We start from the raw sequence: 14,932 nt of genomic DNA on the forward strand, positions 1-14,932 counted from the left end.
GAGCGGGGGTATGCCACGCGTTGGCAGCGCATCCGACGCGCCTACCTGTACCGGAACCCGTGGTGCTTGCTGTGTGGTCGTCAGGCCACGGTGGCCGACCATTTCCCGTTGTCTCGACGCCAGTTGGTCGCTCAGGGCGTGGCCGATCCGGACGCGTGGCACAGGCTTCGGCCGCTGTGTACTCAGTGTCACAACCGAGAGACCGCGAGGCATCAACCAGGTGGCTGGGCGGCCGAGAGGATCAAGCCCACCCGTTCCTAATGTCCGATTTAGACCAAGGGGGTACCCCCCACCCCTCCCCGCGCTGATCGGCAGGGAGATGAAGAGCCCGCGCCGGGGCTGCGGGCGTTTTTGGAAAGCCGTTGCAGGATCCCACCGACAGAAAGCGAGAACGGATGGCCGATAGATACAGACCTAAACCTGCTTTTCAGCGGGTCCGCGAAGGGGATCCATCGAAAACTACCGTTCGAGAAGGCGTGATCGTGCCACGTGCGATCCTCGCCGAACCGGATTGGTCCGGGGTATTCAAGCACTCGCCCGACCCCACCGTTGAAGCAGCCAACATCAGATGTCGGGAAGTGGCATCAGCGGAGTGGTGTCGCGTCGTGCCTGTCCTAGAAGTCGCAGTTGGCGTCGGCGAAGTGGACCACGCGACCGTCAAGGACTTGTGCGTGTGTGTCGCCCGCATTGACCAGGCCGAGCGGGATCTATCGGAACGCGGACTGATGGTGACCGCCGAGCGTGGGACTGTGAAGAACGGGGCCGCCACGATCGCCGGCCAGTACCGCACACAGCTTGCCCGGTACATCCGGGAGCTGGGCCTATCGCCAAGCGCCCGAGCTGGATTTCAGCCGCCGGATGACGCAGACGCCAGCTCGGATATCTGGGACTGAATCCCAAGACTCAGGTTCGCCTTTATAAAGGAGAAAAATCCATGACTCTTACCCTTGCTGAATCCGCAAAGCTGTCCACGGACATGCTCCAGCGCGGCGTGATTGAGGTGTTCGTTCAGGAATCCCCGATCCTTGACCGGCTGCCGCTAATTCAGATCCAGGGCAACGCCTACAAGTACAACGAGGAGTCCACGCTTCCCGGGGTCTCCTTCCGCGCTGTGAACGAGGCGTACCCGGAGAGCACGGGCACGCTGAACCAGCGCATTGAAACGCTGGCAATCCTCGGCGGCGACGCGGACGTGGACAAGTTCATCGTCCAGACCCGGGGCAACCTCAACGATCAGCGCGCCATTCAGACCGAACTCAAGGTCAAGGCTGCGTCGGTTCACTTCGCCGACCAGTTCTTCAACGGTGACGTGGAGGTCAACCCCAAGGGCTTTGACGGTCTGCGCAAGCGACTGCTGGGCACTCAGGTGCTGGACGCCAAGGGTGTCGGGCCGGTCGCCAATGGCCACGACTTTTTCGACCTGCTGGACGCGCTGACCGCACAGGTGCGCGGCATCAGCGGCGCCAATGGCGCGCTGTACATGAATGCCGCTCTCCGGGCCAAGGTTGAGTCCGGGTTCCGTCGGCTCGGTGGCGGCGAGTTGCTGCGTGAGGAGATCGCGGGCAAGCGTAGTGTCACGTGGAAGGGCATCCCGCTGCTGGACGCCGGGCAGAAGCTGGACGGAAGCGATGTCTTGCCCCTCACCGCAGGCACGGGCGGGAAGCAGACCGGCGACATCTACGCGGTGCGCTTCGGAACCAGCGAGGCCGATGCCGGGGTGTCCGGGCTGACCAACGGCGGCGTCCAGGCCACCGATCTGGGTGAGTCCCACGACAAGCCCGTCTACCGAACCCGTATCGACTTCTACTGCGGCCTTGCCCTGTTCGGCGGCAAGGCTGCCGCCCGCCTGACCAACGTTCTCGTCGGCTGACCTGCCCAAATCCCCGAGCCTCCGCCCTTGCTGGTCGGCGGCTCGGGGATTTTCGCGTATCCCCGTGCAGCACTTGCGTTCGATCTAGAGTCCACTCGACGCCGGTCAGGGCGTAGCGTCGGGCACATGGCGAATGAGCACCTGGGCGATCGCGTGGGCAGGCTTCGCAGGATGGCTGACCTGACGCAGGAGGGTTTGGCCGAGCGGTCGGGCGTGTCGGTGGATGTCGTGCGGAAGCTGGAGCAGAGGCGGAAGCACTCGGCGCGGTTGCCGACGCTGCATGCGTTGGCCAAGGGGCTGGGGGTGGAGGTCACTACCTTGTTGGGTGATCCGCCGGGGGTTCCGTCCACGGGAGAGGCTGATCCGCCCGCGCTGGTGGCGGTGCGGCGCGCCATCATGCCGCCTCTGTTCGCTGCGCCGCCTGAGCCGGATGGGGTGGAGTCTCTGTCGCTGGAGTTGCTGCGGGACGAGATCGCGGCAGCGTGGACCCTGTACCACGCGGCGGACTTCGCACGGCTGATGGAGAGCCTGCCGGGGGTTATCGCAGATGCACGCTTCGCCGCCGCCGTGGGTGGCAATGATGAACGCGATGCCGGACAGGGGGCTTTGGCCAAAGCGCTGCAATTGGGTGGTCATCTGGCCATCCGACTGGGCAAGACCGACCTTGCCCTGTCGTCTCTCGAACGGGCGCTGACTTCTGCCGAAGCGGCAGCGGATCCGCTGCTGCCCGCGATGATCTGCAACTCCGTGGCCTGGGCGTACCAGCGTCAGAACCGGCTGGACGACGCCGAGAACCTGGCGGTGCATGCCGCCGATGGAGTTGAACGCCGCCACACGCACAGCGCTGAGGGCGTCCGTGTGTGGGGCGGGCTGCTGATGTCGGCCGCGACCAGCGCCGCCCGCTCCGGCGACTACGACACGGCCAACGACATGATGCGCACGGCGGAGCAGGCAGCCGGCCGACTGGCCACCATGCCTCCAGCCGTCAACGGCAAGCTCGTCAGCGTCTTCAGCAAGTCGTCCGTCCGCATCGAGCGCGTCCGCCTGGCCGTACAGCACGCACGCCCCGAGGAAGCGCTACGCCTGGCCCGCGGAATGCGGCTCAGCGCGGACACTCCGCCCTCCTGGCGAACCTGGCTCCTGCTGGACGTCGCCCGCGCTTACGCGGACGTCGGGGACACGGAGGGAGCTGTCAGAACCCTTGAGAAGCTGCGCCGTGTGGCCCCGGCGTGGATGCGGCATCACACCCTCGCCGTCGCCATCGTCAGCGATCTGTGGGCCCGCCCTGCCCGCCCCCCCGGCCTGCGCCGACTCGCAGAGCTGCTTGGAGTCGCCAACTAGCGCTCGAAAACTGGGACGTTGCGTCCCTGTGGCCTCACTGGCATGGGCGGCAGTCTTCCGGCATGGCCAACAGCGAGCAGCCGTCGCTTCTGGACAAGGGGACCGCCCTGATGACCCTGCGGGTGAGCAGGGACAGCGGACGGACCTACGGCGGCATACGCGCAGTCCGTGTGGGGGATCCGATAGTGATCCTGGAGAATCCCGTGCGCTTTCCGCCGTGCGAATGCCCCCGCTGTGCCCCTGAGCAGCAGGCGATACGGGCGGTATCGGCGCGATCGCTGCGGCCCGCATAGCCGCTCGCCCGGTACTCGCCCTCACCCATTCCCTGGCGAGTGACCGGGGCGGGCTCACGTCCGAGCACCACCCGACGCAGGAGGCAAGGCCGTGATCATCGTCAAGGAACGCCCCGTCGTCGACGCCGGAACCCTGGTCAGCGCGGACTTGCGCGCGACCATCGCCGCCGACGTCCGAGCGAAGTACGACCACATCACCGCCGACATGGCACACCGGGGTGTGGGGCAGATGCTGGCGTTCGTGGCCGCCAGCGCCACCAGTGAGAAGCCGCTGAGCCCGTCCCCGCTGGTGGACGACTTCTGGCACGCGTTCGTCCTGCGGACAAAGGCGTACGCCGACTTCTGCCAGGACACGTTCGGGAAGTTCGTCCACCACCAGCCCGGGTTCCTGGATCGTGAGGAGCACGGCGGGGGCAAGGCGCTGCGCGCCCGGACCGTGGACGCCATCCACGCGGCCGGATACGCCGTGGATCTGGAGTTCTGGCCGGAGCTGGATATCGCCGACTGCTCGCAGTGCCACGCGAACTGCCACAACAGCCCGAAGCGCAACACCGCCAAGACCGGCTGATCAGAGCGCAGGCACCGGGCTGGCCGTACCCGCGTGGTGCGGCTGGCCTGGCCAATGGAGATGACGGAGGGGCACGTGAGCGACACGACGGCGTGGGACACCTACGCCCGCAGGAAGCCCGGCGGTCGGCGGGAGAAGAACGCCAGGGGTGAGACCACCTGGTTCAACTGGACCCAGTACCCCGACCACGGCCCCGGGGTCGAAGTCCTGGGCGCCGGGAACAGCGCCTCTGTCCTGGAACTGGGATGCGGCTCCGGCGGGAACCTCGCCCACGTCGCCACCCTCGGACACCGTGCCGTCGGCGTCGACGTCTCCCCCGTCCAGCTCAAGGCCGCTCGCGAGCGCTGGGGCGACCTGCCGGGCCTGGAGCTGCACCAGCGCGGCGCCCTCGACTTCATGAGCGAGACGCCCGAGCGCTTCGACGTCGTGTACTCCGTCTTCGGCGCCGTCTGGTTCACCGACCCCAACCAGATGCTCCCCGCCATCCGCCAGGCCCTGAAGCCCGGCGGAGTGCTCGCCTTCTCCCAGCGCCCCCCGGTCGAAGGCTGCTACGGCTGCCAGGCGTCCTACATCAACCAGGCCGACGACCCCAACCCCCTGGTCGTCAAACGCTGGGACCACACCCCCGACGAGTGGACCACCATGCTGAGCCAGCACGGCTTCGAGACTCCCATGGCCGTGGAGATCACCCCGCCCGAAGGCTGGAAGACCGGCACGCTCCTCGTCCGCGCGCTAGCGCCGACTCCCTGATCACCCAAGCACGGAACGAAGCCCCTGGACGTTGCGTCCGGGGGCTTACCGTGTGTCCGGCCGTCCCCGGTCTTCCACGAATGAGCCCATGCCGGACGTAGTGGTGATCAGACCTTCATCGCGCAGAGCCCGCGTCGTCTTTCGCATCGTGTCCCTGTTGACGCCGAATTCCCGAGCCAACTGGACCTCGGAGATCAAGTAGTGCGGTGGGTACTCACCGGACTCGATCCGCGTACGGATCACGTCGGCAATCTGCTGCCACTTCGGGTGCCTCGGGTCGAACTCCACACCGGAGACCGTACACAAATCAGCCTGTGGCGCTCACCCGTCCCCGCCCGCCCCGAGGGGTGGACAGGGGTCAGCAGGCTGGATAGCGTTCGAAAACGAAGCGCCCCGGACGACCGATTGCAGCGGTCATTCCGGGGCTTAGCCGACCAGCTTGTCTAGGAGCTGATCAACTCATGCGCGATCGTATCGTCCGCGCCCTCTTATGGGCGCTCCGCCTGCTGCTGCCCGCCCACGGACGCCACAGCCGAAGCCACATCATCGCCTCCGTGCCGCGCCCGCCGACCCGACCGCCCTACGTCATCTGCGGCGGGCACCGGCCGATCCCACCGCATCACCTCACCCGGCACGTCATGCCGCCGGACACACGCCCGCTGATCCCCAGGTACCTGGTCGAGTGGGAACGGAAGCAGACTGACGAACGGCGACAGCAGCGCGAGCGGCGCCGGGCCGTCGAAGCAGCGTGGGAAGGCCAGGACTACCCCTACACCTACGCGGGATCCCACTTTGACGCCCTGGCGGTGAGCGCATGAGCGCCGCACCCTGCTGCCGCTGCGGCAGATGGACGGAAGCCCCCGTGACCGTCGGATGGCGCGACACCGGAAGCAACTCCGGAGCCACCATCAGCGCGTGCCCCGACTGCGTCCCCATGGTCCCCGTCGGACCATCCCCCGAGGACACACAGAGCGTCCTCAACCCGCGCTGATCAGCACCACCCAGCCCCGCCTGGCCACACGCCGGGCGGGGCACTACATGTCCGAGCAACGCACAATGGACGGGTGAACCGCCCCGTGAGCCCCGCCATAGCGTTGCAGACCCGGCCGCCCTCCCCTCTGGAAGAGATCCACGACGAACGGTTCGCCCGCCGGGGCGTACGCCTACTGCTGAAGCGGGATGACCTCATACATACGACGCTGCCGTGGGACACGGAGACACTTGGACCAGTGGACCTGTACCCTCCGGGCAACAAGTGGCGCAAGCTGGAGCCCAACCTGCGCGCGGCGGCAGCGTCCGGCGCCCGGACGCTGCTCACGTTCGGAGGGGCGTACTCCAACCACCTCCGGGCCACGGCGGCGGCCGGCCGCCTGCTGGGCTTCGCCACGATCGGCGTCGTCCGGGGCGACGAACTGGCCGGCCGGCCCCTCAACCCGTCCCTGGCCCGCTGCGCGGCGGACGGCATGCGGCTGCGCTTCGTCGACCGCGCGACGTACCGCCGCAAGGCGGAACCGGAGGTCCTGGCGTCCCTGGCCCCGCCGGACGCGTTCGTCATCCCCGAGGGCGGCAGCAACGCGGCGGCCGCCCTCGGCTGCACCGAGCTCGGCCGCGAGCTGCGCGGCGTCGCGGACGTGATGGGCGTGGCCTGCGGCACGGGCGGGACGCTCGCGGGTCTGGCGGCGGGGCTGTCCGCCGGACAGCGGGCGATCGGCTTCCCGGTCCTTAAGGGGGGCTTCCTGGAGCAGGAGATACTCCGCCTCCAGGACGAGGCGTTCGGAGGCCGCCGGGGCAACTGGACCCTGGACGACCGCTTCCACGGCGGCGGCTATGCGAAGAGCACGCCCGAGCTGGACGCATTCACAACGGATTTCACCGACCGGCACGGCATCGCGCTGGAACGCGTGTATGTGGCGAAGATGCTGTACGGGCTGACGACGCTCGCCAGCGAGGGCGCGTTCGCACCCGGCACACGGGTGGTGGCCGTCATCACGGGGGCGCCGTAAGGGCCTCAGCCCTCACCCTCCCCTTCCCGGTACGCCGCCGCCTCCTCCAGGTCCAGCCGCCGCAGCAGCGTCCGCAGCATCTCGTCGTCGATGCGGCGCGCGTCCCGCAGCGCCACGAAGACCTCCCGCTCCGCCCCGATCACCTCGCGCGCCAGCCGCCGGTACGTGTCGTCCACCGACTCCCCCGTCCGCTCGTCGACCGCCCCCAGCCGCTCCCACACCGCGTTGCGACGCCGCTCCAGCACGGCCCGCAACCGCTCGGCCAACGGCTGCGGCAGCGCGTTCCGCTCGCCGTCGGCGAGGAGCTCCGCCAGGCGCCGCTCCGCCGCCGCCGACGCCTCGCTCTGCGCCTGCGCCTCCACCAGCGTCTCCGCGCCCACGTCCCGCGCGGGCAGCCGCAGCCGCCGGATGAGCGGGGGCAGGGTGAGCCCCTGCACCACCAGGGTCCCGATCACCGTCGTGAACGTCAGAAAGAGGATCAGGCTCCGGGCGGGAAACGGCGACCCGTCGTCGGCGGCGACGGGAATGGAGAAGGCGATGGCCAGCGAGACCACACCCCGCATCCCGGCCCACCCCACCACCGTCGGCGCCTTCCAGTCCGTGTCGGGCTCCCGCTCCCGGATCCGCGGGAACAGCATCCGCGGCACGAACGTCCCCGGAAAGACCCACACGTACCGCGCGACGACGACCGCGGCGAACACCACCGCCGCGTACCCCAGCGCCTCCCCCACCCCGTACGCCCCCAGGTCCCGCAGCACGATCCGCAACTGGAGCCCGATGAGGGCGAAGACGGCCGACTCCAGCAGGAACGAGACGACCTTCCACACGGCCGCCTCCTGCAGCCGCGTGGCGAAGTCGACCTGCCAGGACCGGTGCCCCAGGTACAGCGCGACCACCACCACCGCGAGCACCCCGGACGCGTGCACCTGCTCGGCCGCGGCGTAGGCGACGAAGGGGATGAGCAGCGAGAGGGTGTTCTGCAGCAGCGGGTCCCGCAGGTGGGTGCGCAGCCAGTGGATGGGCACCATGAGGATCAGGCCGACGCCGATGCCCCCGACGGAGGCGAGGACGAACTCCCGGATGCCGTCGGCCCAGGTCGCGCCGGTGCCGACGGCGGCGGCGAGGGCGACCTTGTAGGCGGTGATGGCGGTCGCGTCGTTCACCAGGGACTCGCCCTGGAGGATCGTGGTGATCCGGGACGGCAGCCCCAGCCGCCGGGCGATGGCGGTGGCGGCCACCGCGTCCGGCGGGGCCACCACCGCGCCCAGGACGAGCGCGGCGGCGGGCGGCAGCCCGGGCACCGCGCGGGAGGCCACATAGCCGACGGCGAGGGTGGCGAAGAGGACGTACCCGACGCTGAGCAGCGCCACGGGCCGCAGGTTGGCCCGCAGATCGAGGTAGGAGCTCTCCAGGGCGGCGGTGTGCAGCAGGGGCGGCAGCACCAGCGGCAGCACGATGTGGGGATCGAGGGTGTAGTCCGGTACGCCGGGGACGTACGAGGCGACGAGGCCGGCCGCGACGAGCAGCAGCGGCGCGGGCACGGGGGTCCTGCGGGCGGCTCCCGCGACCGCGGCGCCGCCCGCGATCAGCGTCAGCAGCGGCATGACGTCCATGGCTCCTCCACCCTCTCCGCCCGGCGCTCCGCACGCGCCTTAACCTGGCCATCATGATCGAGTGTTCGCATGTGGACGAGATGCCGCGCCCCGAACCGGCGCCGCTGACCCCGACCTGCCCGGAGTGCGAGGCGGCGGGCAGCCACCCGGTGCAGCTGCGGCTGTGCCTGGTGTGCGGGCACGTGGGCTGCTGCGACTCGTCCCCGTACCGCCACGCCACCGCGCACTTCGAGGAGACGGGGCACGCGGTGATGCGGAGCTTCGAGCCGGGCCAGAGCTGGCGCTGGTGCTACGTGGACGAACACATCGTCTGAGATCATGCCCGCATGATCCGACCCGCGACTCCGGCCGACGTCCCCCGCATCCACGCGATGGTCCGCGAACTGGCGGAGTACGAAAGGGCGCTGGACGAGGCGCGGGCGACCGAGGAACAGCTGCGCGACGCCCTGTTCGGCGCGGACCCGGCGGTCTTCGCACTGATAGCGGAGAGTGACGCGGACCGTCGGGAAACGGTGGGCTTCGCCCTGTGGTTCCGCAACTTCTCGACCTGGACGGGTACGCACGGTATCTACCTGGAGGACCTCTACGTGCGCCCGCACGCCCGCGGCGGCGGCCACGGCAGGGCGCTCCTGGCGGAGCTCGCCCGGATCTGCGTGGAGCGGGGCTATCAGCGTTTCGAATGGTCAGTGCTGGACTGGAACGCGCCGTCGATCGCCTTCTACGAATCGCTGGGCGCGGAGGCGATGGACGAGTGGACGGTCCGCAGGTTGTCAGGAGAACCGCTCCAGGCCCTTGCGGCGCTCGCACAGAGTGACGAAAATCCCAACAGGCCGACCTCGCTTTCGATTTGAGGCCGCACAGCCCTACCCACCGTCTGTGCTTACGGGTTTACCATGAGTGACAGTCGTGGGCCTGCGGCGCGGAACCGCAGATCGCGATAGCGTCTCAGCCGGACCATGTGCCGCACCGGCCCGCGCCGCCCTCGTCCGGGGGCCGTGGGACCGGCGCTCCCGACAGCTCAATGAGCTTGTGCCACCTTGGAGGTGAGGGTGTCCCCAATCGCTGGCGAGCCTGGGACGACCCAGGACTTCGTGGAAGTCCGGCTGCCCGCTGCGGGTGCCTACCTGTCGGTGCTGCGGACGGCGACAGCCGGACTCGCGGCCCGGCTGGACTTCACCCTCGACGAGATCGAGGACCTGCGCATCGCCGTGGACGAGGCCTGCGCCATCCTGTTGCAACAGGCCGTTCCCGGTTCCGTGCTCAGCTGCGTCTTCCGCCTCGTCGGGGACGCGCTGCGGGTGACCGTCTCGGCGCCGACGACGGACGGCCGCGCCCCCGAGCGCGACACCTTCGCCTGGACGGTGCTCTCCGCCCTGGCCGGCGAGGTCGACTCCACCGTCGCGGAGGACCGGACGGTGAGCATCAGCCTGCACAAGAAGCGCGGCGCCGGCCCCGGGCAGCCGTGACGGAAGAGGGGGCTCCGTGAGTACTGCGTCATCGCGGGGAGTGCGCGCTCCGGCCATCCCGCAGCAGCCTGCCCGGCCCGATCCGGAAGACCTCGATCCGGCCACCGCGCCGGACCTGGCGGCCCCGGTGACTCCGACCGACCCGGCCGCTCCGGCCGACCCGGCGGCTCCGGCGACCCCGGCGACGCCCGTGGAGCCGGTGACTCCCGTGGATCCGGCCGACCCGGCGCCGGAGCGGGTGGCCGAGCGGGTGAGCGACCCATCAGAACGGGCGGACCACCGGGCGGACCACATGGATCAGCACCAGCGCCGGCAGCGCCACCAGCACGGGGATCCGCACGACCGCAGCGGCGCCCGCGCCCTGTTCATCGAGTTGCGGCAGCTCCCCGACGGCTCCGTGGAGCGGGCCGAGCTGCGCAACCACCTGGTGCGGATGCATCTGCCCCTCGTGGAGCACCTGGCCCGGCGCTTCCGCAACCGCGGCGAGCCGCTCGACGACCTCACCCAGGTCGCCACGATCGGCCTGATCAAATCCGTGGACCGCTTCGACCCGGACCGCGGGGTGGAGTTCTCGACGTACGCCACCCCCACGGTGGTCGGCGAGATCAAGCGGCACTTCCGCGACAAGGGCTGGGCGGTGCGGGTCCCGCGCCGGCTCCAGGAGCTGCGGCTGTCGCTGACGACGGCCACGGCCGAGCTCTCCCAGCGGCACGGCCGCGCCCCCACCGTCCACGAGCTGGCGGAGCACCTGGGGATCTCCGAGGAGGAGGTGCTGGAGGGCCTGGAGTCGGCCAACGCCTACTCGACGCTCTCGCTGGACGTCCCCGACACGGACGACGAGTCCCCGGCCGTCGCGGACACCCTGGGCGCGGAGGACGAGGCGCTGGAGGGCGTGGAGTACCGGGAGTCCCTCAAGCCGCTGCTGGAGGACCTGCCGCCGCGCGAGAAGAAGATCCTGCTGCTGCGCTTCTTCGGCAACATGACGCAGTCGCAGATCGCGCAGGAGGTGGGCATCTCCCAGATGCACGTCTCCCGGTTGCTGGCCCGCACGCTCGCCCAGCTCCGGGACCGCCTGCTGATCGAGGAGTAGCCGAGGAGCGGTAGGGGAAAAGGCTCAGGACTCGCGCGGGCCGACGCCGAGCGCCTCGGTCGCGGTGGGGTTCACCAGCAGGACGAGCGTGGCCACGGCGGTCAGCGCGAGCGCCACCGCGCCGGCGATCAGCGTGCCTGCGCCGCCGTTGTAGAGCGTCCAGGCGACCGGCAGCGCCATGATCTGCGTGATCATGGCGGGGCCGCGGCTCCAGCGCCGCAGCAGCCACAGGCCGCGCGCGGCGAGGAGCGGCAGCGCGGCCAGCGCGAGGACGGTCAGCCCGCCCGTCTCGGCCTGCTGCGGGCTGTCCGGCTTGCCCAGCAGGCCCATGATCAGCAGATAGAGGCCCGAGCCGGCCAGGGCCAGCCCCTCCAGGGCGACCAGAGCGGCGGCCGCCGTCAGCCGGGCGGGCCGGAGCCGGGGCGCGACCGGGGCCGGGGAGGCTCCCTGGGACGCCCCCTTGGACGCACCCTTCCGGGCGGATTTCGACGCGGACTGCTTGCTGCTCACCCCTGCAGGGTATCGGTACGCAAATCCTTCGAAGCCGGGCCTGGGACGGGCCGTGTACCGACAGGTAGGTAGGCTGGCGCGCATGCGTGCGCTTCTTGTGGTCAATCCTTCGGCCACCACCACCAGTGCCCGTACTCGCGATGTCCTGGCGCACGCCCTGGCCAGCGACCTGAAGCTGGACGTCGCCACGACCGAGTACCGGGGTCACGCACGCGACCTGGCGCGCCGGGCGGCCGAGAGCGGCAATGTCGAGCTGGTCGTCGCGCTCGGCGGGGACGGCACGGTCAACGAGGTCGTCAACGGACTGCTGCACTCCGGGCCCGACCCGGAGGGCCTGCCGCGGCTCGCGGTGGTGCCGGGCGGCTCCACCAACGTCTTCGCCCGCGCGCTGGGCCTGCCCAATGACGTGGTGGAGGCGACGGGCGCCCTGCTGGACGCGCTACGGGAGGACTCGGAGCGGACCGTGGGACTCGGCCTCGCGGCCGGGACGCCGGGCTCGGAGGACGAGGCGGTGCCGGCTCGCTGGTTCACGTTCTGCGCGGGCTTCGGGTTCGACGCGGGCGTCGTCGGCCGGGTGGAGCAGCAGCGGGAGCGCGGCAAGCGTTCGACGCACTCCCTGTACGTGCGACAGGTGATGCGCCAGTTCTTCGGAGAAACGAACCGGCGGCACGGCACGATCACCCTCGAACGGCCTGGCGAGCAGCCACTCGAGAATCTCGTCATGTCGATAATCTGCAACACGGCCCCGTGGACGTACTTCGGCAACCGGCCGATGTACGCGCTGCCGCAGGCGTCCTTCGACACGGCGCTTGACGTGCTGGGATTCACCAAGCTGTCCACTCTGGCGGCCACCCGCTACGGCACCCAGCTGCTGACGTCGACGCCGGAGCGCGGCCCGCAGGGCAAACACGCTGTGTCACTGCATGACCAGGACTCGTTCACCTTGCATTCCCAGGCCCCCCTGCCCTTCCAGATGGACGGCGACCACCTCGGACTGCGCACGAGCGTGACGTTCACAGGCGTTCGCCGTGCACTGCGTGTGATTGTGTGAGTGCTAGGGCCTAAAGTCCTTCCACTCGAACGTTTAGACTGGGTTCCACCCCCTGGAATGACGGCTGTGACCTAGCCGACACCGAGGAATCAAAAAAAACTTTCCAGAAGGGGTTGTATCCGTCGCCGAGGTTTGCGAGTCTTTTCGTGGCGATCGGGACAGCCCGCCATCAAGGCTTCCCCGAAGAGCCCGAACCCCCTCCTTTAACTCCTTGGACCGCACCAGTCTGCCTGGCTGGAGGTCGGCCCTTCCCTTGCGGGGGGATTCGTGAAAGCGTTCACATTCACAAGCCACGTAGCCGTAACACGAGGAGATGGAGCAGCCATGGACTGGCGTCACAACGCCGTTTGCCGCGAGGAAGACCCCGAGCTGTTCTTCCCCATCGGCAACACCGGTCCTGCGCTGCTGCAGATCGAGGAAGCCAAGGCCGTCTGCCGCCGCTGCCCCGTCATGGAGCAGTGCCTGCAGTGGGCGCTCGAGTCCGGCCAGGACTCCGGCGTCTGGGGTGGCCTCAGCGAGGACGAGCGCCGCGCCATGAAGCGCCGTGCCGCTCGCAACCGGGCGCGTAACGCGACCGCCTGACACCCCTCGGCCCCCGAGCCGCAGCGCGCAGCACCCCCCACCCGTGCGCTAAGCACAACAAAGCTTTGAGCCCCGGCCCTCTCCTCATGGAGAGGGCCGGGGCTCAGTGCTTTTCCCCCGCTTTCCGCGCTTTTCCCCGCGAAGGCGTTACGGCTTCTCCGCCACCACGGGAAGGTCGAGCACCACGCGCGTTCCCTGCCCGGAAGCGGGCACCATGTCGAACGTTCCGCCCAACTCGCCCTCCACCAGGGTGCGGACGATCTGGAGTCCCAGATTGCCGGCGCGCTGGGGGTCGAAGCCCTCGGGGAGGCCACGCCCGTCGTCCTGGACGGAGATCAGCAGCCGGGCGTCCCGGCGGGTGCCCCCGCGGACCGCGGTGACCTCGACCGAACCCTGCTCCCCCGGCCCGAAGCCGTGCTCGAGGGCGTTCTGCAGCAGCTCGGTGAGGACCATCGACAGCGGCGTGGCGACCTCGGCGTCCAGCACCCCGAAGCGGCCCGTGCGCCGCGCCGTGACCCGGCCCGGGGAGATCTCGGCGACCATGGCGAGGACCCGGTCGGCGATCTCGTCGAATTCGACCCGTTCGTCAAGGTTCTGCGACAGCGTCTCGTGGACGATCGCGATGGAACCGACCCGGCGGACCGCCTCCTCCAGCGCCTCGCGGCCCTCGGCGGAGCCGATCCGGCGCGCCTGGAGGCGCAGCAGGGCCGCCACGGTCTGGAGGTTGTTCTTCACCCGGTGGTGGATCTCCCGGATGGTGGCGTCCTTGGTGATCAACTCGCGTTCGCGCCGTCGCAGTTCGGTCACATCGCGCAACAGTACGAGCGAACCGATGTGGCTGCCCTTGGGTTTGAGCGGGATCACCCTCAGATGAATGACCCCGTCATTGGCCTCCACCTCGAACTCGCGGGGCGCCCAGCCGCTGGCGAGCTTGGCCAGGCCCTCGTCGACGGGTGCGCGCGAGGGTGCCAACTGAGCGGTGGTCTCGCCCAGATGATGGCCGACGAGATCGGCGGCGAGGCCGAGCCGGTGGTAGGCGGAGAGGGCGTTGGGGCTGGCGTACTGGACGACGCCGTCGGCGTCCAGCCTGATCAGCCCGTCCCCGGCGCGGGGCGAGGCGTCCATGTCGACCTGCTGGCCGGGGAAGGGGAAGGTGCCGCCGGCGATCATCTGCGCCAGGTCCGAGGCGCTCTGGAGGTAGGTGAGCTCCAGCCGGCTGGGCGTCCGCACGGTCAGCAGATTGGTGTTCCGGGCGATGACCCCGAGCACCCGCCCGTCCCGGCGGACCGGGATGGACTCGACCCGCACGGGGACCTCCTCCCGCCACTCCGGGTCGCCCTCCCGGACGATCCGGCCCTCGTCGAGGGCGGCGTCGAGCATGGGGCGGCGGCCGCGCGGGACGAGGTGGCCGACCATGTCGTCGTGATAGGAGGTCGGCCCGGTGTTGGGCCGCATCTGGGCGATGGAGACGTACCGGGTGCCGTCCAGGGTGGGCACCCAGAGGACCAGGTCGGCGAAGGACAGGTCGGAGAGCAGCTGCCACTCCGAGACCAGCAGATGCAGCCACTCCAGATCGGAGTCGTCGAGTGCGGTGTGCTGGCGTACGAGGTCGTTCATGGAGGGCACGGTGGTGAGCCTAGTTCTTTTCCGTGGGGCGTGGGACGGGCCGGCGGGCGGAGGACACATGATGATCGGCATACCCAGGGAGTCCGTGCGGCAACAGCATGGACAGCGATGAATGGTCTAGTCCACAATGGGCGCCAAGACGTCCGCCCTCCCCGCACAGGAGGGCGGA

General features: G+C 69.6%; 17 protein-coding genes. 13 read left to right on the forward strand and 4 right to left on the reverse strand.

The genetic code is table 11. The annotated features are described in order from the left end of the window. Positions 1 to 476: 476 nt before the first annotated feature. The 5 genes from ACX9I7_RS16160 to ACX9I7_RS16180 all read left to right on the forward strand — a co-directional run bounded on the left by ACX9I7_RS16160 (position 477) and on the right by ACX9I7_RS16180 (position 4,822). Positions 477 to 893, forward strand: a complete 417-nt coding sequence (locus ACX9I7_RS16160; RefSeq protein WP_459387751.1) for a P27 family phage terminase small subunit — start codon at positions 477 to 479, stop codon at positions 891 to 893. A 41-nt stretch (positions 894 to 934) separates the two neighbouring features. After that, positions 935 to 1,870, forward strand: a complete 936-nt coding sequence (locus tag ACX9I7_RS16165) for a major capsid protein (RefSeq protein WP_459387752.1) — start codon at positions 935 to 937, stop codon at positions 1,868 to 1,870. A 126-nt stretch (positions 1,871 to 1,996) separates the two neighbouring features. Continuing rightward, positions 1,997 to 3,211 (forward strand): helix-turn-helix domain-containing protein, encoded by a 1,215-nt coding sequence (locus ACX9I7_RS16170; RefSeq protein WP_459387753.1) that lies wholly within the window; start codon positions 1,997 to 1,999, stop codon positions 3,209 to 3,211. Between the two features lie 384 nt (positions 3,212 to 3,595). After that, the gene (locus ACX9I7_RS16175; protein WP_459387754.1) at positions 3,596 to 4,072 is read left to right on the forward strand and encodes a glycine-rich domain-containing protein; all 477 of its coding nucleotides are present in this window, start codon (positions 3,596 to 3,598) and stop codon (positions 4,070 to 4,072) included. Between the two features lie 75 nt (positions 4,073 to 4,147). Then, on the forward strand, positions 4,148 to 4,822 hold the full coding sequence (locus tag ACX9I7_RS16180) for a class I SAM-dependent DNA methyltransferase (protein WP_459387755.1): 675 nt from the start codon (positions 4,148 to 4,150) through the stop codon (positions 4,820 to 4,822). A gap of 45 nt (positions 4,823 to 4,867) precedes the next feature. Here the strand turns inward: ACX9I7_RS16180 and ACX9I7_RS16185 are convergent, their stop codons facing one another. Beyond that, the gene (locus ACX9I7_RS16185) at positions 4,868 to 5,110 is read right to left on the reverse strand and encodes a GntR family transcriptional regulator (protein ID WP_459387756.1); all 243 of its coding nucleotides are present in this window, start codon (positions 5,108 to 5,110) and stop codon (positions 4,868 to 4,870) included. 173 nt (positions 5,111 to 5,283) lie between these two features. Here ACX9I7_RS16185 and ACX9I7_RS16190 point away from each other — a divergent pair, with 173 nt between their 5' ends. After that, the gene (locus ACX9I7_RS16190; RefSeq protein WP_459387757.1) at positions 5,284 to 5,640 is read left to right on the forward strand and encodes a hypothetical protein; all 357 of its coding nucleotides are present in this window, start codon (positions 5,284 to 5,286) and stop codon (positions 5,638 to 5,640) included. A gap of 246 nt (positions 5,641 to 5,886) precedes the next feature. Next, entirely contained in the window at positions 5,887 to 6,825 is a 939-nt protein-coding gene (locus ACX9I7_RS16195) for a 1-aminocyclopropane-1-carboxylate deaminase/D-cysteine desulfhydrase (protein WP_459387758.1), read from the forward strand. A gap of 5 nt (positions 6,826 to 6,830) precedes the next feature. On the opposite strand, the gene ACX9I7_RS16200 is transcribed toward ACX9I7_RS16195, so the two are convergent. Further along, positions 6,831 to 8,438, reverse strand: a complete 1,608-nt coding sequence (locus ACX9I7_RS16200) for a Na+/H+ antiporter (RefSeq protein ID WP_387566373.1) — start codon at positions 8,436 to 8,438, stop codon at positions 6,831 to 6,833. Between the two features lie 53 nt (positions 8,439 to 8,491). Between ACX9I7_RS16200 and ACX9I7_RS16205 the strand changes: the two genes are divergently transcribed. The 4 genes from ACX9I7_RS16205 (at position 8,492) to ACX9I7_RS16220 (ending at position 10,994) form a co-directional block, all read left to right on the forward strand. Further along, complete coding sequence (locus ACX9I7_RS16205) at positions 8,492 to 8,752, forward strand: UBP-type zinc finger domain-containing protein (protein ID WP_387566375.1); 261 nt, start codon at positions 8,492 to 8,494, stop codon at positions 8,750 to 8,752. A 12-nt stretch (positions 8,753 to 8,764) separates the two neighbouring features. Next, positions 8,765 to 9,289, forward strand: a complete 525-nt coding sequence (locus ACX9I7_RS16210; protein ID WP_358626893.1) for a GNAT family N-acetyltransferase — start codon at positions 8,765 to 8,767, stop codon at positions 9,287 to 9,289. A gap of 198 nt (positions 9,290 to 9,487) precedes the next feature. Continuing rightward, positions 9,488 to 9,904: an ATP-binding protein gene (locus ACX9I7_RS16215; RefSeq protein ID WP_126915983.1), complete on the forward strand. Its 417-nt coding sequence runs from the start codon at positions 9,488 to 9,490 to the stop codon at positions 9,902 to 9,904. Positions 9,905 to 10,112: 208 nt separating this feature from the next. Next, positions 10,113 to 10,994: an RNA polymerase sigma factor SigF gene (locus tag ACX9I7_RS16220; RefSeq protein WP_459387793.1), complete on the forward strand. Its 882-nt coding sequence runs from the start codon at positions 10,113 to 10,115 to the stop codon at positions 10,992 to 10,994. 24 nt (positions 10,995 to 11,018) lie between these two features. Here the strand turns inward: ACX9I7_RS16220 and ACX9I7_RS16225 are convergent, their stop codons facing one another. Beyond that, positions 11,019 to 11,504 (reverse strand): hypothetical protein, encoded by a 486-nt coding sequence (locus tag ACX9I7_RS16225; protein WP_459387759.1) that lies wholly within the window; start codon positions 11,502 to 11,504, stop codon positions 11,019 to 11,021. An 82-nt stretch (positions 11,505 to 11,586) separates the two neighbouring features. Between ACX9I7_RS16225 and ACX9I7_RS16230 the strand changes: the two genes are divergently transcribed. Together ACX9I7_RS16230 and ACX9I7_RS16235 are read left to right on the forward strand one after the other, a co-directional pair. Next, complete coding sequence (locus ACX9I7_RS16230) at positions 11,587 to 12,555, forward strand: diacylglycerol/lipid kinase family protein (RefSeq protein WP_459387760.1); 969 nt, start codon at positions 11,587 to 11,589, stop codon at positions 12,553 to 12,555. Positions 12,556 to 12,879: 324 nt separating this feature from the next. Further along, complete coding sequence (locus ACX9I7_RS16235; RefSeq protein ID WP_004937597.1) at positions 12,880 to 13,137, forward strand: WhiB family transcriptional regulator; 258 nt, start codon at positions 12,880 to 12,882, stop codon at positions 13,135 to 13,137. A 147-nt stretch (positions 13,138 to 13,284) separates the two neighbouring features. Here ACX9I7_RS16235 and ACX9I7_RS16240 read toward each other — a convergent pair whose 3' ends face one another. Further along, complete coding sequence (locus tag ACX9I7_RS16240) at positions 13,285 to 14,754, reverse strand: sensor histidine kinase (protein WP_387566385.1); 1,470 nt, start codon at positions 14,752 to 14,754, stop codon at positions 13,285 to 13,287. Positions 14,755 to 14,932 lie beyond the last annotated feature (178 nt).

Source organism: Streptomyces sp. L500 (genome assembly GCF_054551825.1).

Bases quoted from the DNA above. Each gene is read 5' to 3' on its own strand.
- ACX9I7_RS16165 (WP_459387752.1), top strand. From the start codon at position 935: ATGACTCTTACCCTTGCTGAATCCGCAAAGCTGTCCACGGACATGCTC.
- ACX9I7_RS16170 (WP_459387753.1), top strand. From the start codon at position 1,997: ATGGCGAATGAGCACCTGGGCGATCGCGTGGGCAGGCTTCGCAGGATG.
- ACX9I7_RS16190 (WP_459387757.1), top strand. From the start codon at position 5,284: ATGCGCGATCGTATCGTCCGCGCCCTCTTATGGGCGCTCCGCCTGCTG.
- ACX9I7_RS16200 (WP_387566373.1), bottom strand. From the start codon at position 8,438: ATGGACGTCATGCCGCTGCTGACGCTGATCGCGGGCGGCGCCGCGGTC.
- ACX9I7_RS16205 (WP_387566375.1), top strand. From the start codon at position 8,492: ATGATCGAGTGTTCGCATGTGGACGAGATGCCGCGCCCCGAACCGGCG.
- ACX9I7_RS16210 (WP_358626893.1), top strand. From the start codon at position 8,765: ATGATCCGACCCGCGACTCCGGCCGACGTCCCCCGCATCCACGCGATG.
- ACX9I7_RS16230 (WP_459387760.1), top strand. From the start codon at position 11,587: ATGCGTGCGCTTCTTGTGGTCAATCCTTCGGCCACCACCACCAGTGCC.
- ACX9I7_RS16235 (WP_004937597.1), top strand. From the start codon at position 12,880: ATGGACTGGCGTCACAACGCCGTTTGCCGCGAGGAAGACCCCGAGCTG.
- ACX9I7_RS16240 (WP_387566385.1), bottom strand. From the start codon at position 14,754: ATGAACGACCTCGTACGCCAGCACACCGCACTCGACGACTCCGATCTG.